The sequence below is a fragment of the Nocardia arseniciresistens genome, assembly GCF_046764875.1.
In the GTDB taxonomy this organism is placed as follows: Bacteria; Actinomycetota; Actinomycetes; order Mycobacteriales; family Mycobacteriaceae; genus Nocardia; species Nocardia arseniciresistens.
In genome coordinates, this window is sequence record NZ_JBKORD010000010.1 from 255,321 (window position 1) to 276,257 (window position 20,937).

A 20,937-nucleotide genomic window follows, 5' to 3' on the forward strand; every position below is an offset into this window, starting at 1 on the left:
TCCGCCGGATTCGGAACAATATGTGGCTCAATCGAACTGGACCTGCAGTGTTGCCACCCACCACCGGAAAATCTTTCGCGGCGCGTGCTGAGGCGATTAGTCGAAGGTGACGGCGGCGAGCATGTGCCGGGCCAGGGCCTCGGGGTCACCGCTGGCGACTGCTTGCGGGTCGGTCGAAATGGCACCGCTCGGGCCGAGGGTCGAATTCTTCAGTGCGCCCTCACGCCAGAGTGCCGCGAAGCCGTGCACGAGAGACCAGGCCGCGAGTTGTCCGGCAGGCTGGCCGGTGCCGGAGGTCAGTACCGCGCGGGATCGGGCGCGGGCGGTGGCCAGGCGCGGATCGTCGGTGTGCACCAGCTCGTGGCGGAACATCACGTCGAAATGGCCGGGGTGCTCCCGGGCGAAGCGAATGTAGGCGACCCCGACCTCGCGGAAGTCCGGCCCGGCCGCTGCCAGCTGATCGGCGAGCAGGTCGAAGCCCTCGATGGCCAGTTCGGTCAGCAGGCCCGACCGATCGCCGAAATGATGGGCGGGCGCGGCGTGTGAGACGCCCGCCCTGCGAGCAAGTCCGCGCAGCGAGATCGCGTCGACGCCGTCGGTGGCTATCTGTTCCGCGGCCGCCGCCAGGATGGTGGCTCGCAGGTCGCCGTGGTGGTAGCCGCTCTTTGTCATGTTTCTGATGGTGGCCGAAAATCTAGTCATTGACAAGTTTGGCCGATCGAGCTTAATCTAGCCACTGTCAAGATTGATTGTTCGACATTCAGGAGATCCCATGGCCCCGCTGGTTGCACTCGTCGTCGTCGCCGGACTGGCTCGGCTCATCGGCTGGCTCGGTGATATTGCCTGGCTCGACTCGTGGTCACATGCCGCCGCCCTCGGACTCGCGGCAATGTTCGCGCTGACCAGCAGCGCCCACTTTCTCGAGCCGCGGCGCAGCGCACTGGTCGAGATGGTGCCCCCTCGCCTGCCCAACCCGACCGCGTTGGTCGCCCTCACCGGGGTGCTCGAGATCGCGGGTGCCATCGGTCTGCTGATCCCGCCCTTCGCGAAACTTGCCGCGGTGGGCCTGTTGTTGCTGCTGATCGTAATGTTTCCCGCGAACGTTCGCGCCGCGCGCGGTGGCATCGGAGTCAAGACGATGCCGCTGCCGTTGCGCACCGTCGTTCAGCTGATCTTCATCGGTGCCTGCGTGCTCGTACTGGTCGGCTAGTAGTAGACCAAGGCCCATCCACGCATCGGATTCTGATGTGCGGGTGGGCATTTGGCTCATCTATCGCTCGAGAAAGCCTTGTCAGCGGCGGGGCGTACTGAGCTGGGTCAGGAATTCGGCGTTGGTCGGCGCTTGGCGCAGACCTTCCAGTAGTAGATCGGTGGCCTGGTGGCCGTCGACCGCGTTGAGGGTCCTGCGCAGTAGGTGGGTGGCGGCCAATTCGTCTGGGGCGAGCAGTAGTTCGTCTTTTCGGGTGCTGGACTGGGCGATGTCGACGGCGGGGAAGACGCGTCGGCTCGCGGTGGCGCGGTCCAGTTTCAGTTCCGCGTTGCCGGTGCCTTTGTATTCCTCGAAGATCACCGTGTCGGCCAGCGATCCGGTTTCCACCAGCGCGGTGGCGATGATGGTCAGCGAACCGCCGTTCTCGATATTGCGGGCCGCGCCGAGGAAGCGCTTGGGTGGCGCGAGCGCGGCGGCGTCGACGCCACCGGAGAGCACGCGGCCGGAGGAGGGGGCGGCGTTGTTGTATGCGCGGGCGAGGCGGGTCAGTGAGTCGAGCAGTACCACCACGTCGCGGCCCATCTCGACCAGGCGTTTAGCCCGTTCGATGGCCAGTTCGGCGAGCGCGATGTGCTCCTTGGGTGCCTGGTCGAAGGTGGCGGCCGCGACATCGGCGGGTACCGACCTGGCCAGGTCGGTGACCTCCTCGGGGCGTTCGCCGACCAGTACCAGCATCAGTTCGCATTCCGGATGGTTCTTCGCGATGCCGTGCGCGATCGCTTGCAGCACAGAGGTTTTGCCCGCCTTCGGCGGTGCGACGATAAGTGCGCGCTGGCCCTTGCCGATGGGCATGACGAGGTCGGTGACCCTGGTCGTCAGGGCGTGCGGTTCGGTCTCGAGGCGCAGGCGTTGGTTGGGGTAGATGGGGACAAGGTCGGCGAAGTGCGGACGTGACTTCGCGCGGCGCGGATCGTGTCCGTTGACGGTCTCGATCACCGCGAGCGGGTCGAGTTTGTCGCCGCGAGCGCCGGGCTGGGCGGTGCCGACGATGAAATCGCCACGGCGCAAACCATATTCACGGATCATGCGGGGCGGGACGTGCAGGTCGCGTTGGCCTGGCAAGTAGCCGTCGACGCGCAGGGCGGCATTGCGGTTGTCCACGATGTCGAGGATGCCGCTGACGGAGCGCCGCGGCTGGTGTTCGGGTTCGGCTGTTGCGAGCCCATCGGGTACATGGTTGGGAGAAGTATTATCGTTCATGGTGTTACTTTCTGAATGTTTGTGTGGGATACGGCGAACAGCCGTGCCGGGCAGCGGCGGAATGCACGCTGCGGAGGAAGATCCCTTGCTTCTGGTGGAAACGATTTCGATGCGGCAGATTCAGCGGCCGGTATCGAAAGGAATCTCAGAACGTCTCGGTGGGAGGTACTCCTACATCCACTGGGAGACATCGGTGACAGTACACGGTCGAACGTCTGTGCGCAATGGTGCAAGGTAACGGCCCGGCCACGGAAGGTGGCAGCCGTGGCCGGGCCGGATACGGATTCGCATCGTTGCGCGAATGGCGTGAACGGCTTCGCGGCGTGTCGCGCTTTAGCTGGTGACCGGAGACGGCAGGAGATACGTGATGACCGACCTCAAACCCTTCTACCAGCAAGTCCAGGCGCACTACGACGTGTCCGACGAGTTCTACCAGTTGTTTCTCGACCCCTCGATGACCTATAGCTGTGCCTATTTCGAGCGCGACGACATGACGCTGGAGCAGGCCCAGCTCGCCAAGATCGACCTCGCGCTCGGCAAGCTCGGCCTGGAACCGGGCATGACGCTGCTCGACGTCGGATGTGGCTGGGGCGCAACGATGTTTCGAGCGGCGAAGCAGTACGGCGTAAAGACCGTCGGGCTCACGCTGAGCCGTAATCAGTTCGAGCACGTCCAGTCGGAGATCGACAGGAGGGGCGTCACAGACGTGAAGATTCGGCTCCAGGGCTGGGAGGAATTCAACGGCAGTGCCGACCGGATCGTCAGCATCGGCGCGTTCGAACACTTCCGGCGCGAGCGGTACACACCGTTCTTCGAGCTGTGCTACCGGATAATGCCGCCCGACGGCCGGATGCTGCTGCACACCATCGTCGGACACACCCTCGCCGACCTGCGGCGCATGAAGATCCCGGTGACGCGGGAGGATGCCTTGTTCCAAATCTTCGTCAAGCGGCAGATCTTCCCCGGCGGGCAGCTGCCGCATGCCGCCGAGGTGACCCGCCTCGCGGGCCGGGCAGGGTTCGGCACCGAGCGGATCGATCAGCTGCGGCTGCACTATGCGCGCACTCTCGACCTGTGGGCAGCGAGGCTGCGGGACAGGCACGACGACGCGGTGCGTGTCGCATCAGAGGAGATCTACGAGCGATATATCAAGTACCTCACCGGATGTGCGGCGTACTTCCGCAGCGGTCATTTCGACATCATGCAGTTCACGCTGGTGAAGTAGGCCTGCGCGCTCGGTCAGAGAACCGCTTGGGTCTGCGTCACCTTGGCGACGAGTTTGTCTGTGCCGTCATGGATTTCGGTTTCGACGATGATGAACGAGCGCCCCGCGTGCAGTGGCCGCGCGGAGGCGATCGCGTGACCGGAGCGCACCGCCCGCAGGAAGTTCGACTTCGACTCGACCGTCGTCGTGCCCTGCTTACCCTCGGGCAGATTGAGGAACGCGCAGACCGCGGCGGTCGCGTCCGCGAGCGACATCAGCACGCCGCCGTGCAGCACGCCACCCAGTGTGCACAGCGACTCGTCCCAGGCGATGCGACTGCGCACCAGTGCGGGCCCGTGCTCCAGAACTTCGACACCGAGCCGTTCGGTGAACGGCATCGACTGGTGGAAAAGCTTGGTGCCCGTCTCATCGATCATGGAGTTCAGCTTGCCTTATGGTTCGCCGCGCGTCGATTACTCCGGAGGTAACGACGAGGACGAGCAGCGCGGTCGCGCCGCCGAGGAGCATGACCGTCGAGGGCGAGGTTCGATCCACGATGATGCCGCCGACCAAGGCTCCGAGCGAGAATGTCGCTTGGAACGAGGCGGTGAACAGTACCGACGCCACCTCCGGGGTGTCACGCACCGCGTTGGCGAACCAGGTCTGCACGGCCACCGGGACCGCACCGTATCCCACACCCCAGACGATCAGCAGAACACCCGCGCCGATTTCCCACCGCCCGAACGTCGGCAGCAACAGCGTCGCGCAGGCCATCAGCGCCGCGGCGCACGCGAGGGTGACTCGTGGTCGGCGGCCGACCAGCGCGCCGCCGAGGAAATTGCCGACAATGCCCGCGATGCCGTAGATCAGCAGCAGGACGGTGATGGTTGCCGCGTTGACACCGGTGACCTGCTCCAGGAACGGCGTCACGTAGGTGTAGGTGCCGAACTGTGCGAGGACGACGAAAAACGTTGCGAGCAGGGCTGATCGGACACCGTTGCCGCGCAGTCCGGCTCGCAGCGTCGACAGGCGAACCACCTGGACCGCGGGCAGCGGCGGCAAGGCGATCAACAGCAGCAACAGCACTCCGGCCGACAGGATGCCCAGCACCACGAACGCCGCGCGCCAGCCTGCGAGGTTACCGACGAAGGTGCCCGCCGGCACGCCGAGCACCGAACCGAGCGGAACCGATGCGAAGATCACCGCCGTCGCGCGGGCGGTGGACTCCGGCGGAACCAACCGTCCCGCGAGCCCGGCCGCGATCGACCAGTAGCCGCCGATGGTGATGCCGATCAGCACTCGGGAGATCAGCACCAGCCAGAAGTCGGGCGCGATCGCGGCGACGGCATTGGCGAGCACCAGCAAGAGCGTGCATGCGCACAGCAGCAGTTTGCGGTCGATGCGCGCGGCCGCGACCGTGATCAAGGGTGCGGCCACGGCGGCGAGCAGGCCGGGCATGGTCATCATCAGCCCGGCCATGCCGTCGGAGACGGTGAAGTCGGCGCCGATCGAGGTCAGCAATCCGATCGGCAGGATCTCGGTGGTGACGATCGAGAATATGCCGAGCATGACGGCAACAACCGCGAGCCATCGCAGCATCGGCGGCCGGATTGTCGTGGCGAGGGCTTCAGAGGAGTCGAGGACAGTGGGCATGCGCTCCAGTTCAGCGATCGCGTCCGTAGATATCCGGCGGGATTGAGACATCACCGTGACGGCCGCCGATGCCCGGCAGGTGACGGGAAGGGCGTCAACTGCCGGGCATCGGAGGGGTTTGGTCTTACGGCGCGTAAACCGCGTTGTAGAACTGGATCGGGCTGGCGATGCCGACCGGAACACCGACCACGATCATGCCCGCGGCAGCGCCGAGGGTGATGCCGATGCCCGCACCGGCCAGGCACAGGCCGATCGGGCCTGCGAAGAAGGTCGGAACAACCAGCGGCGCCCCGATGATGGCGCCCGCGACACAGCCGAGGGCGCCGCTGACGATGGTGCCGACCAGCGTGCCGACCGCGGTAGCAAGGCCGAACTGGGTCGCCGCGGCGCTCAGCGCGGTGTTGAAGTCGGCGCCGCCGAAATTCTCAGCCGATTCGCGCGACGACCGAAACCGGCAGGCGTGGCAGCACCAGATCGATCAGCCGCCACGGCCAGCCCGGCACACAGGCCCGCGTCTTTTCCCGCTCGATCGCACTCACCATCGCCGCGACACCCTTGTCCAGCGGTGCCACCATTCGCGCGTCGCCCGCCTTGGCGGCCATATCGGTGGCGATGAAGCCGGGCAGCAGGGTCGTAATGGCGATCGGCGACTTGGCCAGATCCGTCACGAGCGCCTCGCCGAGTGCCGCAAGTCCGGCCTTGCTCGCCGAATAGGCGGCCTTCTTCCCCGGCAGTCCACGGACCGCACTCATCGAGGACACCAGCACCAGATGCCCTGACTTCTGTGCGCGGAAAATTTCGAGCGCCGCCTCGGCTTGCGCGAGCGCGCTGACGAAATTCGTTGTCGCGGTGGCGAGATTGGCATCGGCGCGCCCGCCGCCGATTACCGCGCCCTTGCCGATCCCCGCGTTCACGATGACCCGGTCGAGGCCGCCGAGTTCGTCGCGCAACTCGCCGAAGATTCGCGGCACCGCCTTGTGATCGTCGACGTCCAGCGCGCGGACCGCGACCGTAATTCCCGGATGTGCCGCGACGAGCTCGTCACGCAGCGACTCGAGCGCGTCGAGTCGCCGCGCGCACAGCCCTACGTCACGTCCTTTGGCCGCGAAATTCCGCGCCATCGCCGCACCCAGCCCGGCGCTGGCGCCGGTGATCAGGATCTTGCTCCTCGTCATGGTGCCGACCCTAGCGGCGCAGCCGGACGAAGTCCGTGCGCGGACCGTGCGTGGGTGTGTGCGATTCAGCCGCCGGACGAACCGGTCCGTGGCGGCGGGGGTACCAGGTGCCAGGGGCCGCAGTTCTCGGTCTTGAACGCGACATCGGTCGCGCTGATCTCGGCACGCACCGGTGTGACCCGAGTGAAGTTGTTATTGATGATGTAGTGCTGATCGGTGTTGTCGCCCTCCACCTTGCGCAGCCGCCGCCAGTCGCAGCCGTTGGCCTGGTCGGGGGTGCCGGGGGCCTCCCAGATGCCGGGCAGAATATCGACGCCGACCAGATAGAGGCCGTCTCCCGGCATGGTGGCTACCGGATCGGCGGCCGCGGTTCCGGAGCCCAGCAGTGTCACCGCGGAGGCCATGGCTCCTGCGATCATGAGCGTGCTTGCACGCATGGTGATTTCTCCTCGGATCATGCTCTCGCTGCCCGAGAGCAGCTGACCTGCGGAGATACCCGAATCTCCCGGGCAAGATCTACCAGAGTCGGTGATGGATTTCGGCCGAATCGGAGATTCCTGTCACCTGGACAACATTTCGCGCATCACAAGGTGGCTTGTCCGACATGGCGGAAAGAACCGGGTTTCGGTGCCGGCGTTGTCACTTCGCGCAGTCGCCGCGATATCTGTTGTATGAGAGTTATTCGGTCGATCACCGATGCCGCGGCCCAGCGCCCCGCGTGCGGGGCAGGTTGCGCGGGACTGTGTACGGACGACGGCATTGCCGCGGTGCTGACGGCCGATCGAGCGCTGTTGCACTGGCGGGCGATGCGTGGACTCGGTGACTCCGGCTTGGCCGAACAGGCGGTGCAGGAGACGCTGCTACGCGCTTGGCGTTCGTGTGCGAAGTTCGATGCGGACAAGGGCACTGTTCGCACCTGGATGTTGGCGATCCAGCGCAACGTGATGATCGATATCGCTCGTGCCCGCGCGGTCAGACCTGGTGACACGGGCTGGGACGAGGTCGAAGATCTCAGCGATGTCCGCTACGCCGATCCGGATTTCTCCGAGGGGCTCGTCGACGGACTATTGGTCGCGCAATTGCTGGAGCGCCTGCCCGCGTCGCAGCGCGAGGCGGTGGTGGAGGTGATCCTGCGTGACCGCGCGTATAAGGACGTCGCCGACGACATCGGCGTTCCGGTCGGCACCGTGAAGACGCGGGTGCACTACGCGCTGCGCTCACTGCGACAGTTGCCGATCGGTGCCTGAGCAGGTGCCGCGCGCGTTCTCGGCGCTGCGGACGGCCGGTCGGACACGATGGTTCGGCGCGTTGACGATGTAGTCGGACGGGACGAGGGAACTGCCCGGCAGCAGGAACTCATCCGCTGCGAGCAGTCCGGACCAGGCTGCGGCGAAACCTGGGATGCGCGCGTCGAGCGGTGTCGGATCGCTGATGCGCACTCCTCGGCGCAGTAGACCGAGCAGCAGCGCCGACATAGCCACCGTGAGGTCACCGCCGTGATCGATCGTCGTCGGCGGTCCGTCGAAGCCCGGTTCGATGTGGACGCGGCCGCGGCGGTCAGCGGCTCGCAGTCCGAGCCGCAGGCATGCCGCCGTCGATTCGTCGGAGGCGGCCTCGAGTGGGGTCAGCACGCTGGTTTCCGGTGCTCGGGCGGCGGCAACCGCGTACAGCGGGAGGGTGGCAGCGGGGACGACGCATCGGAACGGCGTCAGCTCACCCGCGGACGCCCGTGAGGTGGCCGTCAACCCGCTCGCGGTGGACACCACGTATGCGCCGGTCTCGGCGATCAGGTGTCGGGTGCGGCGAACGACGTCCGCCGACACGGGCAACGGGGCGCGGGCCAGCACCGTGCCGCCGGTGACCACCCCCGCCAATAGCATTGCGGTGAGCGCGATTTCGATGGCGCACCGATCGCCGGTCGCGTCCAGAACTGTAGGAAGCGTGATGCGCCCACGCACCGGAACCGGGGTGAACGGCACGGCGACCGACGCGGTCACGAGACCTCCTCGCGGGTCAGCGGGAGTGCCGGAGTATTGCTGTAGCGCTCCTTCACCCGCACGAGGTGGACCCAGCTGTCCACCTCGAGTACCGGGCGTAGCGCGCGGAGGGTGTCGAGGGTTGCCACGACGTCCTCGAGCGCGGTGGTGTGGATCGTGCCGACCGCATCGAACCTCCCGATCGTCGCGGCCAGGAAGCGCAGACCGGGAAGTTCGGCGATGAGCGGTGTGAGCCCAGAGATGCGACCGCTGGTCCGGACGCCGAATCCGACGGCATACTCGGTGTCGGCCTGACCGGGTTTCGACAGTGCGCTGATCCGGACGATGCCCTCATCGATCAGGCGCAGCACCCGTATCCGCGCGGTGCCCGGCGAGGTGCCCGCCGCCGTGGCCAGTGCCGCGTACGACGCGCGCCCGTCTTCTTGCAATACCGTGAGCAAGCGCATGTCCAGCGCGTCGATGGTCGCCACGGATGCCTGCTCCGGCTTGCCGATATCGATGATCAAGTCCGAATAGAACAGTGTGTTGGTGTCACGCACGCCGTCGATGCTGCGGATACGGTCGAGCGCGGCCGCGAGCTGCTGCGGGCCCGGGGTGCGGATTTCGGCGATCAAGGGGTACCGGCCGCTGGTCAGCGAGACATACGGAATATCCGACAACGCGGCCACCCGCGCCGCGACCTGCCGAACCGGTTGATCGACGCTGATCGAGACGTGGGCGAGTGCCTCCAGGCCGATCGTCGACGGATGGACGATGCCGACCACGTGCACCGGCCCCGCCGTAAGCAGGACATTGAGCCGCTTGGACACCGTCGGCCTCGAAACGCCGAGCTTGGCGGCGAGTTCGTTGCGGCCGATCCGCCCATCGATCCGCAGTTCCTCGAGGATGCGCGTGTCGAGATCGTAGGTGCCCGACGTTACGGACGCGGTCATCGGAACTTAACAATCAAAGAATCGAACACTGTGGGTTTACCGATCATTAGGTCTCGCTAGTCTTGATGGCGAAAAAGTAACGCCGGGTGGCTGGAAGATTCACAGAACAGCAGTCTGTGAGGCATGCATCTCAGATTTACGTGTGGACCAAACCTATCGCAGTTTCTATCGTTCCTCTCAGTCGAACGAGAACCGTTCAGCGCAGAAGCATTGGCACTACCGCTGCCGCGGCGACAGGAGATTGATCAGATGAAAACGCTGGGTGTGGTGGCGATGGGGGCGGGTGCGGCGCTGTTGATCGCGGGCTGTGGGAGCGGGTCGGGAGGTAGCGCCGCCAGCGGCGCGGCACCGGCCGGTCTGCTGCGCGGTGGTGAGGTGAGGGTCTGCACCGACCCCGAATACGCGCCGATGGAGTACTTCGAGGACGGCAACACCACCGACCCCGTCGGGTTCGACTCCGATGCCGCGCGAGCCCTCGCCGACCTGTGGAAGGTGAAGGTGACATGGCAGGTCACCTCGTTCGACGGACTCATGCCCGGCTTGCAGGCGGGGCGGTGTGATGTGCTGTGGTCGGCTCTCTACGTCAGCCCCGAACGCACGAAGGTCGCCGACGCCACACCGTTTCTCCGGACCGGCCCCGGTCTGATCGTCCGCACCGGAGAGAAGACGATCACCGGCGCAGCCGATCTGGCGGGCAAGACCGTCGCCGTACAGGGCGGTGGTGCGAATGAGCAGACTCTGCAACGGCTTTCGGAGAAGTTACAGGCCGAGGGCAAGGCGAGTATCACGATCCAGGCGTATCCGAAGACCGCCGAAACGGTCGCCGCGGTGACCAACGGCAAGGCGGATGCGCTGATCGAGACCGATGTCGCAGTGGTCGACATGGTTGGCAAGTCCAACCACGCGCTGACCGCGATTCCGGCCGTATTCGCCGCGGACACGGTGTTCGGTGTCTTCACCAAGAAGGGTTCGCCATTGAGCGCGCCGGTGGCCGCGGCGGTGCGGACGCTTGTCGAGAACGGAAGTCTCGCGAAGATCGCCACCGAGTACGGCCTCGACCCGGCGCGGATCACGGCGGGGTAGCGCCATGACCTTCGACCGCGATATCTTCTTCTCCGCCCTGACCTCGTCCGAATTTCTGCACGGCGCTTGGCTTTCCCTGGCCCTTGCCGCCGTCTCGATGATCTTCGCGACGGTGATCGGTTTCGGGGTCGCGCTGATGCGCATCAGCTCGCGGACCATTCCGCGCGTGCTCGGTGGCGGCTATGTGTGGTTCTTCCGTGCCATTCCCACGCTGTTGGTGCTGCTGCTCATCTGGAACGCGGGCCCGCAGCTGTTGCCTGGTCTGCGCGAGAACTGGTTCACGCCGTTCATCGCCGCGTTCGCGGGATTCGCCGTGGTCGAGGCCGCCTATATGGCGGAGATTCTGCGGTCGGCGCTGCTCAGTGTCGATGAGGGGCAGCACATGGCGGCGCGCGCGATCGGACTGCCGCCGCACAAGGTCCTGCTGAAAGTCATACTCCCGCAGGCGGTGAAGGTCGCGCTGCCGCCAACCGGGAACGAATTCATCGCCATGCTCAAATACACCTCGCTGGCGTCGGTGATCTCGTTGCGCGAGTTGCTCACTACCGCGCAGGTCGGTGTCTCGGTGACGTTCCGGTATGCCGAGTACTACAGCGCGGCGCTGATCTACTACCTGGTGATCGTCAGCGCACTGATGGGCGTGCAAAGCCTGATCGAGCGCCGCTACCGCTGGGTCTCCACGGGCGCCGACCGGGTCGTGACCACCACCAGGAAGGGCACGGTGCCCGCGTGAATGTTCCACTGCTGCAAACGATCGGACTGCGCAAGAGTTACGGCGCGAACGCGGTGCTCGAGGGCGTCGATTTCGACATCGCCGCAGGGCAGGTGAAGGCGGTACTCGGCCCTTCCGGCTCGGGCAAGTCCACCATGCTGCGCTTGATGTCCTTGCTGGAGCCCGCGGATGATGGGGCGATCCTGTTGTACGGCAAGGAAATCGGCGTCGAGATCGGCAGGACCGGTAATCCGGTGCCGATGCCGGAGCGCCGCTCGGCTCGTCAGCGTGCCGATATCGGCATGGTCTTCCAACGCTTCAACCTCTTCGCCCACCTCGACGTCTTGCGCAATGTCACGCTCGGTCTGACGGGCGTTCGTGGTCTCGGCAAGGCCGAGGCCGCGCAGCGCGCCGAGGCCATGCTGGAGCGGGTCGGTATGGCTGATCGTATGCGGCATTACCCCTCGGAGCTGTCCGGTGGGCAGCAACAGCGTGTCGCCATAGCCAGGGCGCTCGTGCTCGAACCGGCGGTGATGCTGTTCGACGAACCGACGTCCGCGCTGGACCCCGAGCTCGTCAACGAGGTGCTTGCGGTGATGGAAGACCTTGCGGCCCAAGGAATGACGATGATCGTGGTTACCCACGAGACCCGATTCGCCCGTCGGGTCGCCCACGAGGTCGCCCTGTTCGATTCGGGTGTCATCGTCGAGCAGGCGCCGCCCGAACAGTTCTTCACCCACCCCGAGCACGAGCGAACTCGCGCGTTCCTCTCGCACGTCCACTGATCCTGTCCCCGAAGGGAATTCGCATGCCGTCCCCGATCGCGGTCTACACCGACCTCGATGATCTCGACCCAGGCCCCGGCGTGGCTCTGCTGGAGGCCGAGGGATTCGAGGTCCGCGTACTCGAAACACGTGACCCCGACGTCATCGCCGGTGCCGCCGTGGACGCCGCCGCGTTGCTCGTCGGCTACGCGCGAGTCGACGACGACCTGCTGGCTCGCCTCCCGAGGTTGCGAATCGTTTCGTTGCTGTCGCGCGGAGTCGACTCCATCGATGTCGAGGCGGCCACCGCGCGGGGCATCTGGGTCGCCTCGGTGGGTGAGCTTGCCTCCGCCGAGGTCGCCACCCACACCTGGGCGCTGGCGCTCGCAGCGGTGCGGCGGCTCGATTTCTTCGTGCTGCACGGGCGTCGCGGTTGGCTGGATCGACCGGAGCACGCCCCGCGCCGATTGTCGGAAGTCACGCTGGGGCTGGTGGGACTCGGCCGGATCGGGACCAAGGTCGCCGAACTCGCCGCCGGTTCGGTCGGCCGTATCCTCGGCCACGACCCGGCCGGGCGTGCCATGCCCGCGGGTGTCACCGCGGCCCCGCTGGCCGATGTCGTCGCGGCCTGCGATCTGGTCTCCATTCACTTGCCGCTCGATGCCACCACGCGGCGGCTCTTCGATGCCGAGCTGCTCGCGTCGATGCGGCGCGACGCGTGGTTGATCAACGTATCCCGCGGTGGCATCGTCGATTCGGCGGCGCTGGCCGACGCGCTGGACGCCGGGCAGCTGGCGGGCGCCGCACTCGACGTACTGGACACCGAACCGCCCCCGGCCGGTGATCGGCTCGCCGAACACCCCAATGTCCTGCTGACCCCGCACGTGGCCTACCTGTCCGACGTGACCGCGCGCGACTATGTGCTGACCCAGGCCCGCAACGTCGTGCACTGGCACCGCGGTGGCCGTCCGCTCACCCCCGTCGCCGAGCCGACCGGGGTGCGCACATGACGGTATCGCTGCGGATCTTCAATTCCCTATGGGCCATGGAAGATCTGCCGTGGCACGCGGCGTTGCGCTGGAGTCTCCCCGAACAGTTGGATCGACTCGTCGAGGCCGAATTCGACGGTGTCGCCATCGATCTCGGTGCCCGCCGCCGACCCGACGCGCTGGTGCTCGCACCGCTACTGCGTGAACGTCGCCTGGACGCCGCGGTGTTCGCGTTCGTCCGCGACGACGACGATCTCGATGCCGCGCTGCGCTACGCCGACAGTGTCGATGCGGACCGAATGGTGGTGTGCGGCTGTGTCTTCGACACCGACATCACCGCAGTCGCGGACACCGTCGGTCGTTGGCGCCGACGCTGCGCCGCCGCCGGGGTCCGGATGCAACTGGAGACCCATCGCAACACTCTCACCGACGATATGCGCACGACAACCCGGCTGCTGAGCGAACTGGATGACGAGGTGAACTTGGCGATCGACCTCTCCCACTATGTATGCGGCAGCGAGATTCCGCTCCAGCCCACCGAGGAGATCGAGGGCCACCTGCGGGCGCTGTTCGCCCGCGCCGAATCCGTGCAGGGCCGCATCGCGACCCGATGCCAAGTCCAGATCCCGCTGGGCTTCCCACAACACCGTGAATGGGAAGAACTGTTCCAGGACTGGTGGATTCGCGCCTTGACCGCCGTTGTCGACCGCCGCCGCCGCACCGCGAGCAGCGAACCGGTCATGTTCTGCACCGAACTCGGCCCTACGCCCTACGCCATCACCGATCGGGACGGTCAGGAACTGTCGGACCGCTGGGCCGACACCCTGACCCTGCGTGAGCGCGCTACCGCCGCGTTCGCCGAGGCCCTGCGCCGCGTCCCGACCCCTCTCTCGTCAGGAACAACGCCATGAGTGACCCGAAATACCCACTGGCCCAACGGTTGATCACCTCGACGGGAAACGTCGTCGTCGACGGTCCGCTGCCAGAGCGGCCCACCGGTCGCGCGCTCGTGCCCGCCCGCGCATACACCGGAGTCGAGGAGTTCCGGCTCGAAGAGGCCCGTATCTTCGCCGCCGGGTGGGTCTGGGCCGGGTACGCCCATTGGGTCGCCGAGCCCGGCGCGGTGCACCCGGTCACGATCGGCGGCAAACCACTGCTCATCGTGCACGGCGACGACGGCCGGATTCGGGTGTTCCACAACGCGTGCCGACATCGCGGGATGGCGCTGACCGAGGAGCCGATGGTGGTGGCACGCCGGATCCAGTGCGCCTACCACTGCTGGTCCTACCAACTGGACGGTGCGTTGGCCGCCGCACCGTTTTACGGGCGTGACCGCCGCTCGAAGGTGGATCCCGCCGTCGCCGACGAGCTCGGTCTGCTTGCCGTGGCCAGCCACGTGTGGGCCGGTCTGGTGTTCGTCGATCTGTCCTCGGTGAACACCGATCCGCAGGCGTGCGCGGACGACTTCACCCACCGCCTCGGTCCGATCCTGAACCGGTGGTCACATATCGATTTCGGCCGGATCCACTTCGCCGAGGAGCGCCGCTACGACATCGACGCGAACTGGAAACTGGTGGTGGAGAACTTCCTCGACTTCTACCACCTGCCCTTCGTCCATCCGCAGGTAGGCCCGGTTACCGCGTCGCTGGACATCGACGATGTCGCGCTGCACCCCGACATCATGGGCGGCACCTACCCGCGCGGCGCCGCGGGCAAGGCGGATAAGACCGAACGGCCGCTGCCGTGGCTCGGCGCCGTCCCTGCCGACCGGCTCGAGCAGCAGGACATTTTCTGTGTCTTCCCCAATGCGCTGTTGTTCCTCGAGGCCGATTGGTTCCAGGTGATCGGTTTCCATCCGCTTGCCCCGGACCGCACCGTCGAGCACATGGCGGTATTCGTCGATTCCGCGGCGGCCGGTGCGGAATTCGCCTCGGCACGCACGCAGCTCACCGACGCACTGTGGCGGGTCAACGAACAGGATCTGCCGATCCTGCATCGCTTGCAGGTCGGACGCCATTCGCCCGCCTCGGATCTGACGAATCTGGTCTCGCACTGGGATCAGATCGGCGCGCTGTTCCAGCAGCGAGTCGCGCAACGGGCGGGTTACCGATGATCGTGGTGAAAAACGATCACGACGCCGCGGAGATCCGGCTGCGCCGTGAACTCGCCGCCGTGTACCGCCTTGTCGCCCACTTCGGCATGGCCGACCTGATCTTCACCCATATCTCGCTGCGGCTGCCCGGGCCGACGCCTCGGTTTCTGATCAACCCGTATGGGCTGCTGTTCGAGGAGATCACCGCCTCGAGCCTGGTGGTCGTCGACCCGTCCGGTCGACCCGTCGGCGCGTCCGGTCAGCCGGTCAACCCCGCCGGGTTCGTGATCCACGGCGCGATTCACGCCGCGCGACCCGACGCCCACTGCGTCCTGCACACCCACACCCGTGCGGGCTGCGCGGTCGCGGCGACCTCCGAGGGGCTGCTGCCGGTCAACCAGATGTCGATGGAGTTCTACGGCCGCATCGGATATCACGACTACGAGGGCGTCGCCCTCGACCTCGACGAGCAGGCTCGGCTGGTGCTCGACATCGGCGAGCATCCGGCCCTTATCCTGCGCAACCACGGTCTGCTGACGGTCGGAACCACTGCGGCGCAAGCCTTTCTACGCATGCACTACCTCAACCGCGCCTGCGAAATCCAGGTGACGGCGGCCGCCGCGGGCACTCTGATACTGCCGCCGTCGGACGTGTGTGAACGCAGCGCACGTCAGCTCACCGGTGCCGACGACGGAGACGACTACACCGATACCGCCGGATACGACCTCGCCTGGGCCGCCCTGCTGCGCCTGCTCGATCGCGTAGCGCCCGGCTACACCGACTGATTCCGGGTTCCCGCCCGAATCGCATCTCTGAGAGGAGCTTCGACCATGTGCGCTGTAGGACCTGTCGACGCCACCACCGTCCCGCGCTACGGCGGATCCGCGACCTTCGCGCGATTGCCGCGTATCGACGAGGTCACCGGTACCGACGTCGCGATCGTCGGTGTCCCGTTCGATACGGGTGTGAGTTACCGACCAGGGGCCAGGTTCGGTCCCAGCCATGTGCGTGCCTCCTCCAAACTGTTGCGTCCTTACAATCCCGTCGCCGATATCTCGCCGTTCGATGTGCTACAGGTAGCCGACGCCGGTGATATCGCGTGCAACCCGTTCGATATCGAGGCGGCGATCTCCGAGATCGAACGCGGCGCCGACGCACTCACCGGCAGCGGAGCCCGACTGCTGACGATCGGCGGCGACCACACCATCGCGCTGCCGCTGCTGCGGTCCATCGCGCGACGGCACGGACCGGTCGCGGTGGTGCACTTCGACGCGCACCTGGACACCTGGGACACCTATTTCGGCGCGTCCTACACCCACGGAACCCCGTTCCGGCGCGCCTCGGAGGAGGGCCTGATAGACCGCGAGGCGAGTATGCACATCGGCACGCGCGGTCCGCTCTACGGCGATCACGATCTCAGCGACGATCGGCAGCTCGGATTCTCGGCGATCACCGCGCCCGAGATCGAAATCGACGGCGTGCGTGCGGCGGTCGAGCGGATGCGAGCGCGGATCGGGGATCGGCCGGTGTACGTCTCGGTCGACATCGACGTCCTCGACCCCGCTCACGCCCCCGGCACCGGAACCCCCGAAGCGGGTGGCCTGACCAGCCGTGAGCTGCTGCATATGCTGCGCGCCTTCGGCGCGAGCAACCTCGTAGGCGCCGACGTCGTCGAGGTCGCACCCGCCTACGACCATGCCGAGATCACCGGTATCGCCGCGGCGCACGTCGGATTCGAGCTCCTGTCCGCGATGGCGGTGCGCGGATAGCCGAATCCAGTGCTCGCCCGGCTATTGACGCTATGCTCTCCTGTAACAACAGCACCAGCAGTAACACCGGGAGCGCCGCCACCTAGGTCGATTGGCTGGAACCGCTCACGGGACCACCACGGGACTAGGGAGCTGCTTTGTCTATCTACCAGGCGTTTCGTATCAAGCCGAGCATCGTCGAGGCTGGTCTGTGCACCGCCGTCACGGCCGCGGTAGCTGTGACGCTCTCCGGGCTGGTCCCGGTCACCGCACTCGCCGAGCCGCCGTCGTCGGATATGGCCGACAAGCTCGCAGGCAAGACGGTATTCCTCGACCCTGGTCATCAGGGGTCGAACCACTCCGAAAACTTGGCAAGGCAGGTGGACAACGGCCGCGGCGGTCTGAAGGACTGCCAGACAACCGGCATGACCACGATGAACGGCGTGCCGGAGCACACCGTCAACTGGAATGTATCGCAGCTGGTCAAGACCTCGCTGGAGAGCCTCGGCGCCCGCGTGGTGCTCAGCCGCCAGGACGACTCGGGCTGGGGCGGTTGTGTCGACGACCGCGCGAAGGCCGCCAACCAGTCCGGTGCCGATGTCGCGGTGAGTATCCACGCCGACAGTGCCCCCGCACAGTTCCGCGGCTTCCACGTGATCATTCCGGAGCTGCCGATTCCCGACGCGAAGGTGGACCAGGTCCAGGCCGGCGCTGGTCTGGCCGCCTCGAAGTCGGTGCGTGACGCGTACCTGAATGAAGGTTTTCCTTCGGCCAACTATGCCGGTGTACAGGAAGGCTTGCAGACCCGCGCGGACGTGGCCGGTCCCGCGCTGACCGCGGTGCCCGATGTGTTCGTCGAGATGGGCAACGGCGGCAATGCCGAGGACGCCGCGCTGCTGGAGGGCCCGGACGGGCAGCTGAAGCACGCCATCACCATCACAACGGGACTCGTCGGTTATCTACTCGGCGCGCCGTCGGCGGTGGGACGGAGTGGCACGGCCACCGATCGCCCGGCCGCCGCCCAGTCGCCGAACGCGCAGACCGCACCGCAGGTGCAAGCTGCGCCGCAGGGCCAGACCGCACCGCAGGCTCAGGCCCAGACCGCACCACAGGCTCAGACGGCACCGCAGGCCCAGGCGCAGGCGGCACCGCAGGCTCAGGCCGCACCGCAGGCCCAGGCTCAGGCCGCACCGCAGGCCCAGGCTCAGGCCGCACCGCAGGCGCAGTCCGCTCTCGCGCCGAACGCGTCGCTGGCCGCTCCCGCTCGACCCAACTCCCCGCAGTCCAAGACGGCACCGCAGCGGTCCAATTCGCCACAGTCGCAGACGCCTGGCACCGCGCCGAGCCAGACAAAGCCGGGTGCGAGCGACTCGCTGAGCGGACTCGTCAGCACGGTTATGAAGATGTTGCTGCCGCTGGCGTCCTCGCTCGGCATGGACAACACGGTGATCACTTCGCAGCTGATCAATCTGGCCTACACCCTGGCCAGCACGCTGCTCGGCCCCGCGAAGTAGTCCCGCGCACCGCGCCGAACGCCACCCATGGCACTCGCCAGAGGTGGCGTTCGGTCGTGCTGTGAGGTGTCGCCGTCGCGCACTAGGGTGAGCCGGGTGGCAGACCGGATTCCAGTTCTGATCGTCGCCGGGTTCCTCGGATCCGGGAAGACGACGCTGCTCAATCATCTGCTGCGCAACAATCGGGGCACGCGGATCGGCGTGGTGGTCAACGACTTCGGCGCCATCAATATCGATTCGATGTTGGTGGCGGGGCAGGTCGACGCCATGGTGTCGCTGGGCAACGGATGTGTCTGCTGCGCGGTGGACGTCAGCGAGCTCGACGAGCTGTTCACCAAGTTGGCCGAACCGCGCGCCCGTATCGATGTGATCGTGGTGGAGGCCAGCGGTCTCGCCGAACCGCGCAACCTGATCCGGATGGTTGTCGGCAGCGAGAATCCGCGTATTCGGTACGGCGGGCTGGTCGAAGTGGTCGATGCCGAACAGTTCCCGGCCAGCCGGCAGCGGCACCCCGAGTTGGCCACGCATCTGCGCCTGGCAGATCTCGTGGTGGTCAACAAGGCGGATCGGGTGCCGCAGGCGGACCTGGAGCGATTGCGGCAGGAGATCGCCGAGCGGATCGGGAAGGTACCGGTGTACGCGACAACGCACGGTCGCATCGATCCCGGGCTGTTGTTCGACGAGCCGATGCGGGAAGCGCCGCGGGTGGCCGAGCAATTGAGCTTCGACGAGCTGCTCGTCGATCACGACCACGACGCGCACGACCACCGGCATCTGCACGACGACTACACCAGCGTGAGCTTCACGAGCGAGCGGGAGTTGGACCCGCGCCGCCTGATCGGCTTCCTGGAGGACCCGCCGCCCGGCCTGTTCCGGGCCAAGGGGTTCGCCGCGTTCGGCGTTGCCGAGGAACGCCGAAAGTTCGTCCTGCACATGGTCGGCAACCACATCGTGTTCGAGCCGGACAGCTGGCGGCGCGGCGAGGCGCGCACCAGCCAGTTGGTGCTCATCGGTGCGGGGCTGCCGACCGAGACCGCGCTGCGGCGGCTGCACGAGACGGTGCACACGGCGGCCGAACCACTCGATCCACAGGCCATGCTCGGCGTCTGGCGCTACACGCCGCACTGAGCCGTTCCTACGCGCCACAAGTCGGCGCATCAGATTGGCGCGTTCGACGCGAACTTGGCGCGTTCGGCCCTTCCGCCTTCGGCAAGCGGGCCAGAGACTGACTGGCGTGCCCGCCGCGCGGTGTCGGTTCCGCGGCACCGAACCGTGATCGACCGTATCGCTCTGCGACCCATTGGAGAGTTCCGTGTCCCAGACTGTAGAAAGCGCCACCGCATTTGTGATTGCCGCGCTGGAGGCCAAGGGCTCCGCGACGCGCCACGACTTCGACGTTCCCGCCATCGTTGCCGCGACCCACGACATCACCGACAGCTGGGACTTCCAGTCGATCGAGGGCGAGACGTTCTGGCGAATCGCCGCGAGTTACCTGAAGATATGAACCCTCGCCGGTCCGGGTGCTCAGGCGGGCCGGTCGGTGCGGAACCCGTACGCGGGGCCGGACCAGCGCCGAGCCGCACGACGCAGCGAGCCCGCGTCCGCGTAGCCGAGCAGTTCGGCCTGCCGCGATCTGGTCAGCGGGCCGTCGGCCTCGGCCAGCCGGGCACTGCGTGCCCTCGACAATTCATTTCGCCAGGTCGTGCCCGATTCCATCAGCCTGCGTTGCAGTGTGCGCGGACTGGTGGCCAGTCGGCGCGCCACCCGTTCCAGCGACACATTCCCGTCCGCGAGCGCGTCGGCCAAGGCGGCCGCGACGCGATCGGGCCACGCTTCGGCCAGCGGCGGCGGTGGCGGCAAGGCCTCGGCGAGCGGTTGCAATACCGCGGCCAACATGGGGTCGCTGCTGGTCAGCGGAATGTCCATGTCAGAGGATCGGAAGGTCATCGCATCGACAGGGGCGTCGAATTCTATTGCGGTGGTGCCGAATACCTCGGTGAAGGTGTCCAACTTGCTCGGCGCGTGCTGTCGCAACATCACCCGCAACGGAACCACCGGACGCGTGGCGACCTGTCGCGCCCGGCTCAGCACCGCCGCGAGCCCCCACAGCTGGGTGAGGTCACGGCCACGGCCTTCGCCGGTGATCATGTCGAGGTAGAGGGTCACTTCGCTGTCGTTCTCTGCGATGAGCTCGAAGCGATGATTGGTGGTGACAGCGGCGACGTAGGGTCCGCAGGTCGCAAGACCCGCGCCGAGCGTCGGCGCGGTCGAGAACAGGTAGTCGTAGAGGCCGAGGCTGGACAACTTGTAGCGGCGGGCCACATTCAGTGCGACATCGGGATCGGCGAGTCCGTGCTCACCGATCTCCCACAGCCGCGAGAAAGTGGTGCTCGGCAGGTGCACGTCCTCACCCGCCATCGTCCAGTCGGGTAGACCGGTCTCGCGAATCAGCCGATCCCGATCCAGCCCCGCGGCTGTGAGTTCGGAGATCACAAACCTGTGCAGCAATACCTGATCGGTGCCCACGGTGTCCTCCTATCTCGGAGTCGGACGAGCCTTTGCGCGCGACGCTATCGCGGGCATGTTTTCACGTCATCGGAATCG

Annotated in this window: 22 protein-coding genes and 1 pseudogene; 14 read left to right on the forward strand and 9 right to left on the reverse strand. The window is 66.5% G+C overall.

What is annotated here, in order from left to right:
* Positions 1–96: 96 nt before the first annotated feature.
* Positions 97–672 (reverse strand): TetR/AcrR family transcriptional regulator, encoded by a 576-nt coding sequence (locus ACLMAJ_RS20270; RefSeq protein WP_412015318.1) that lies wholly within the window; start codon positions 670–672, stop codon positions 97–99.
* Between the two features lie 100 nt (positions 673–772).
* Between ACLMAJ_RS20270 and ACLMAJ_RS20275 the strand changes: the two genes are divergently transcribed.
* Entirely contained in the window at positions 773–1,210 is a 438-nt protein-coding gene (locus ACLMAJ_RS20275; protein ID WP_412015319.1) for a DoxX family protein, read from the forward strand.
* A gap of 81 nt (positions 1,211–1,291) precedes the next feature.
* On the opposite strand, the pseudogene ACLMAJ_RS20280 reads toward ACLMAJ_RS20275, so the two are convergent.
* Positions 1,292–2,437, reverse strand: a pseudogene (locus tag ACLMAJ_RS20280) (transcription termination factor Rho, short form); the annotation flags it as partial.
* Between the two features lie 400 nt (positions 2,438–2,837).
* Here ACLMAJ_RS20280 and ACLMAJ_RS20285 point away from each other — a divergent pair.
* The gene (locus ACLMAJ_RS20285) at positions 2,838–3,695 is read left to right on the forward strand and encodes a cyclopropane mycolic acid synthase family methyltransferase (RefSeq protein ID WP_412015320.1); all 858 of its coding nucleotides are present in this window, start codon (positions 2,838–2,840) and stop codon (positions 3,693–3,695) included.
* Positions 3,696–3,709: 14 nt separating this feature from the next.
* Here the strand turns inward: ACLMAJ_RS20285 and ACLMAJ_RS20290 are convergent, their stop codons facing one another.
* The 4 genes from ACLMAJ_RS20290 to ACLMAJ_RS20305 all read right to left on the reverse strand — a co-directional run bounded on the left by ACLMAJ_RS20290 (position 3,710) and on the right by ACLMAJ_RS20305 (position 6,939).
* On the reverse strand, positions 3,710–4,111 hold the full coding sequence (locus tag ACLMAJ_RS20290; RefSeq protein WP_412015321.1) for a PaaI family thioesterase: 402 nt from the start codon (positions 4,109–4,111) through the stop codon (positions 3,710–3,712).
* Positions 4,101–5,378 (reverse strand): MFS transporter, encoded by a 1,278-nt coding sequence (locus tag ACLMAJ_RS20295; RefSeq protein WP_412015322.1) that lies wholly within the window; start codon positions 5,376–5,378, stop codon positions 4,101–4,103. Before ACLMAJ_RS20295 ends, ACLMAJ_RS20290 begins: the two co-directional genes overlap by 11 nt.
* A gap of 374 nt (positions 5,379–5,752) precedes the next feature.
* Positions 5,753–6,502, reverse strand: a complete 750-nt coding sequence (locus tag ACLMAJ_RS20300; protein ID WP_412015323.1) for an SDR family oxidoreductase — start codon at positions 6,500–6,502, stop codon at positions 5,753–5,755.
* Positions 6,503–6,567: 65 nt separating this feature from the next.
* On the reverse strand, positions 6,568–6,939 hold the full coding sequence (locus tag ACLMAJ_RS20305) for an Rv1352/Rv1906c domain-containing protein (RefSeq protein ID WP_412015324.1): 372 nt from the start codon (positions 6,937–6,939) through the stop codon (positions 6,568–6,570).
* A gap of 234 nt (positions 6,940–7,173) precedes the next feature.
* Between ACLMAJ_RS20305 and ACLMAJ_RS20310 the strand changes: the two genes are divergently transcribed.
* Entirely contained in the window at positions 7,174–7,749 is a 576-nt protein-coding gene (locus ACLMAJ_RS20310) for a sigma-70 family RNA polymerase sigma factor (RefSeq protein ID WP_412015325.1), read from the forward strand.
* Here ACLMAJ_RS20310 and ACLMAJ_RS20315 read toward each other — a convergent pair.
* Complete coding sequence (locus ACLMAJ_RS20315) at positions 7,720–8,499, reverse strand: hypothetical protein (protein ID WP_412015326.1); 780 nt, start codon at positions 8,497–8,499, stop codon at positions 7,720–7,722. The genes ACLMAJ_RS20310 and ACLMAJ_RS20315 overlap by 30 nt on opposite strands.
* A complete protein-coding gene (locus tag ACLMAJ_RS20320) occupies positions 8,496–9,431 on the reverse strand; it encodes a winged helix-turn-helix transcriptional regulator (RefSeq protein ID WP_412015327.1) in 936 nt (311 codons plus the stop codon). The genes ACLMAJ_RS20315 and ACLMAJ_RS20320 overlap by 4 nt, the downstream gene beginning before the upstream one ends.
* 249 nt (positions 9,432–9,680) lie before the next feature.
* Here ACLMAJ_RS20320 and ACLMAJ_RS20325 point away from each other — a divergent pair, with 249 nt between their 5' ends.
* From ACLMAJ_RS20325 to ACLMAJ_RS20375, 11 genes are all read left to right on the forward strand, one after another.
* Positions 9,681–10,514 carry a transporter substrate-binding domain-containing protein gene (locus ACLMAJ_RS20325; RefSeq protein WP_412015328.1) on the forward strand — a complete coding sequence of 278 codons (834 nt, stop codon included), beginning with the start codon at positions 9,681–9,683 and terminating at the stop codon, positions 10,512–10,514.
* A gap of 4 nt (positions 10,515–10,518) precedes the next feature.
* Positions 10,519–11,247 carry an amino acid ABC transporter permease gene (locus ACLMAJ_RS20330; protein WP_412015329.1) on the forward strand — a complete coding sequence of 243 codons (729 nt, stop codon included), beginning with the start codon at positions 10,519–10,521 and terminating at the stop codon, positions 11,245–11,247.
* On the forward strand, positions 11,244–12,011 hold the full coding sequence (locus ACLMAJ_RS20335; protein ID WP_412015330.1) for an amino acid ABC transporter ATP-binding protein: 768 nt from the start codon (positions 11,244–11,246) through the stop codon (positions 12,009–12,011). Before ACLMAJ_RS20330 ends, ACLMAJ_RS20335 begins: the two co-directional genes overlap by 4 nt.
* A gap of 23 nt (positions 12,012–12,034) precedes the next feature.
* Positions 12,035–13,000 carry an NAD(P)-dependent oxidoreductase gene (locus ACLMAJ_RS20340; protein ID WP_412015331.1) on the forward strand — a complete coding sequence of 322 codons (966 nt, stop codon included), beginning with the start codon at positions 12,035–12,037 and terminating at the stop codon, positions 12,998–13,000.
* Positions 12,997–13,890: a hypothetical protein gene (locus ACLMAJ_RS20345; RefSeq protein WP_412015332.1), complete on the forward strand. Its 894-nt coding sequence runs from the start codon at positions 12,997–12,999 to the stop codon at positions 13,888–13,890. Before ACLMAJ_RS20340 ends, ACLMAJ_RS20345 begins: the two co-directional genes overlap by 4 nt.
* Positions 13,887–15,092 (forward strand): aromatic ring-hydroxylating oxygenase subunit alpha, encoded by a 1,206-nt coding sequence (locus tag ACLMAJ_RS20350; RefSeq protein ID WP_412015333.1) that lies wholly within the window; start codon positions 13,887–13,889, stop codon positions 15,090–15,092. Before ACLMAJ_RS20345 ends, ACLMAJ_RS20350 begins: the two co-directional genes overlap by 4 nt.
* Entirely contained in the window at positions 15,089–15,856 is a 768-nt protein-coding gene (locus tag ACLMAJ_RS20355; RefSeq protein WP_412015334.1) for a class II aldolase/adducin family protein, read from the forward strand. The genes ACLMAJ_RS20350 and ACLMAJ_RS20355 overlap by 4 nt, the downstream gene beginning before the upstream one ends.
* Positions 15,857–15,901: 45 nt before the next feature.
* Positions 15,902–16,840, forward strand: a complete 939-nt coding sequence (gene speB / locus ACLMAJ_RS20360) for an agmatinase (RefSeq protein ID WP_412015335.1) — start codon at positions 15,902–15,904, stop codon at positions 16,838–16,840.
* 137 nt (positions 16,841–16,977) lie between these two features.
* Positions 16,978–18,333, forward strand: coding sequence for an N-acetylmuramoyl-L-alanine amidase (locus ACLMAJ_RS20365; RefSeq protein WP_412015336.1), 1,356 nt, complete (start codon positions 16,978–16,980; stop codon positions 18,331–18,333).
* Positions 18,334–18,429: 96 nt separating this feature from the next.
* Positions 18,430–19,461 carry a CobW family GTP-binding protein gene (locus tag ACLMAJ_RS20370; RefSeq protein ID WP_412015337.1) on the forward strand — a complete coding sequence of 344 codons (1,032 nt, stop codon included), beginning with the start codon at positions 18,430–18,432 and terminating at the stop codon, positions 19,459–19,461.
* 184 nt (positions 19,462–19,645) lie between these two features.
* On the forward strand, positions 19,646–19,837 hold the full coding sequence (locus tag ACLMAJ_RS20375; protein ID WP_412015338.1) for a hypothetical protein: 192 nt from the start codon (positions 19,646–19,648) through the stop codon (positions 19,835–19,837).
* A gap of 20 nt (positions 19,838–19,857) precedes the next feature.
* Here the strand turns inward: ACLMAJ_RS20375 and ACLMAJ_RS20380 are convergent, their stop codons facing one another.
* Positions 19,858–20,859: an AraC family transcriptional regulator ligand-binding domain-containing protein gene (locus ACLMAJ_RS20380; protein WP_412015340.1), complete on the reverse strand. Its 1,002-nt coding sequence runs from the start codon at positions 20,857–20,859 to the stop codon at positions 19,858–19,860.
* Positions 20,860–20,937: the final 78 nt, after the last annotated feature.

Bases quoted from the DNA above. Each gene is read 5' to 3' on its own strand.
- ACLMAJ_RS20270 (WP_412015318.1), bottom strand. From the start codon at position 672: ATGACAAAGAGCGGCTACCACCACGGCGACCTGCGAGCCACCATCCTG.
- ACLMAJ_RS20275 (WP_412015319.1), top strand. From the start codon at position 773: ATGGCCCCGCTGGTTGCACTCGTCGTCGTCGCCGGACTGGCTCGGCTC.
- ACLMAJ_RS20285 (WP_412015320.1), top strand. From the start codon at position 2,838: ATGACCGACCTCAAACCCTTCTACCAGCAAGTCCAGGCGCACTACGAC.
- ACLMAJ_RS20290 (WP_412015321.1), bottom strand. From the start codon at position 4,111: ATGATCGATGAGACGGGCACCAAGCTTTTCCACCAGTCGATGCCGTTC.
- ACLMAJ_RS20295 (WP_412015322.1), bottom strand. From the start codon at position 5,378: ATGTCTCAATCCCGCCGGATATCTACGGACGCGATCGCTGAACTGGAG.
- ACLMAJ_RS20300 (WP_412015323.1), bottom strand. From the start codon at position 6,502: ATGACGAGGAGCAAGATCCTGATCACCGGCGCCAGCGCCGGGCTGGGT.
- ACLMAJ_RS20305 (WP_412015324.1), bottom strand. From the start codon at position 6,939: ATGCGTGCAAGCACGCTCATGATCGCAGGAGCCATGGCCTCCGCGGTG.
- ACLMAJ_RS20310 (WP_412015325.1), top strand. From the start codon at position 7,174: ATGAGAGTTATTCGGTCGATCACCGATGCCGCGGCCCAGCGCCCCGCG.
- ACLMAJ_RS20320 (WP_412015327.1), bottom strand. From the start codon at position 9,431: ATGACCGCGTCCGTAACGTCGGGCACCTACGATCTCGACACGCGCATC.
- ACLMAJ_RS20325 (WP_412015328.1), top strand. From the start codon at position 9,681: ATGAAAACGCTGGGTGTGGTGGCGATGGGGGCGGGTGCGGCGCTGTTG.
- ACLMAJ_RS20330 (WP_412015329.1), top strand. From the start codon at position 10,519: ATGACCTTCGACCGCGATATCTTCTTCTCCGCCCTGACCTCGTCCGAA.
- ACLMAJ_RS20340 (WP_412015331.1), top strand. From the start codon at position 12,035: ATGCCGTCCCCGATCGCGGTCTACACCGACCTCGATGATCTCGACCCA.
- ACLMAJ_RS20345 (WP_412015332.1), top strand. From the start codon at position 12,997: ATGACGGTATCGCTGCGGATCTTCAATTCCCTATGGGCCATGGAAGAT.
- ACLMAJ_RS20350 (WP_412015333.1), top strand. From the start codon at position 13,887: ATGAGTGACCCGAAATACCCACTGGCCCAACGGTTGATCACCTCGACG.
- ACLMAJ_RS20355 (WP_412015334.1), top strand. From the start codon at position 15,089: ATGATCGTGGTGAAAAACGATCACGACGCCGCGGAGATCCGGCTGCGC.
- speB (WP_412015335.1), top strand. From the start codon at position 15,902: ATGTGCGCTGTAGGACCTGTCGACGCCACCACCGTCCCGCGCTACGGC.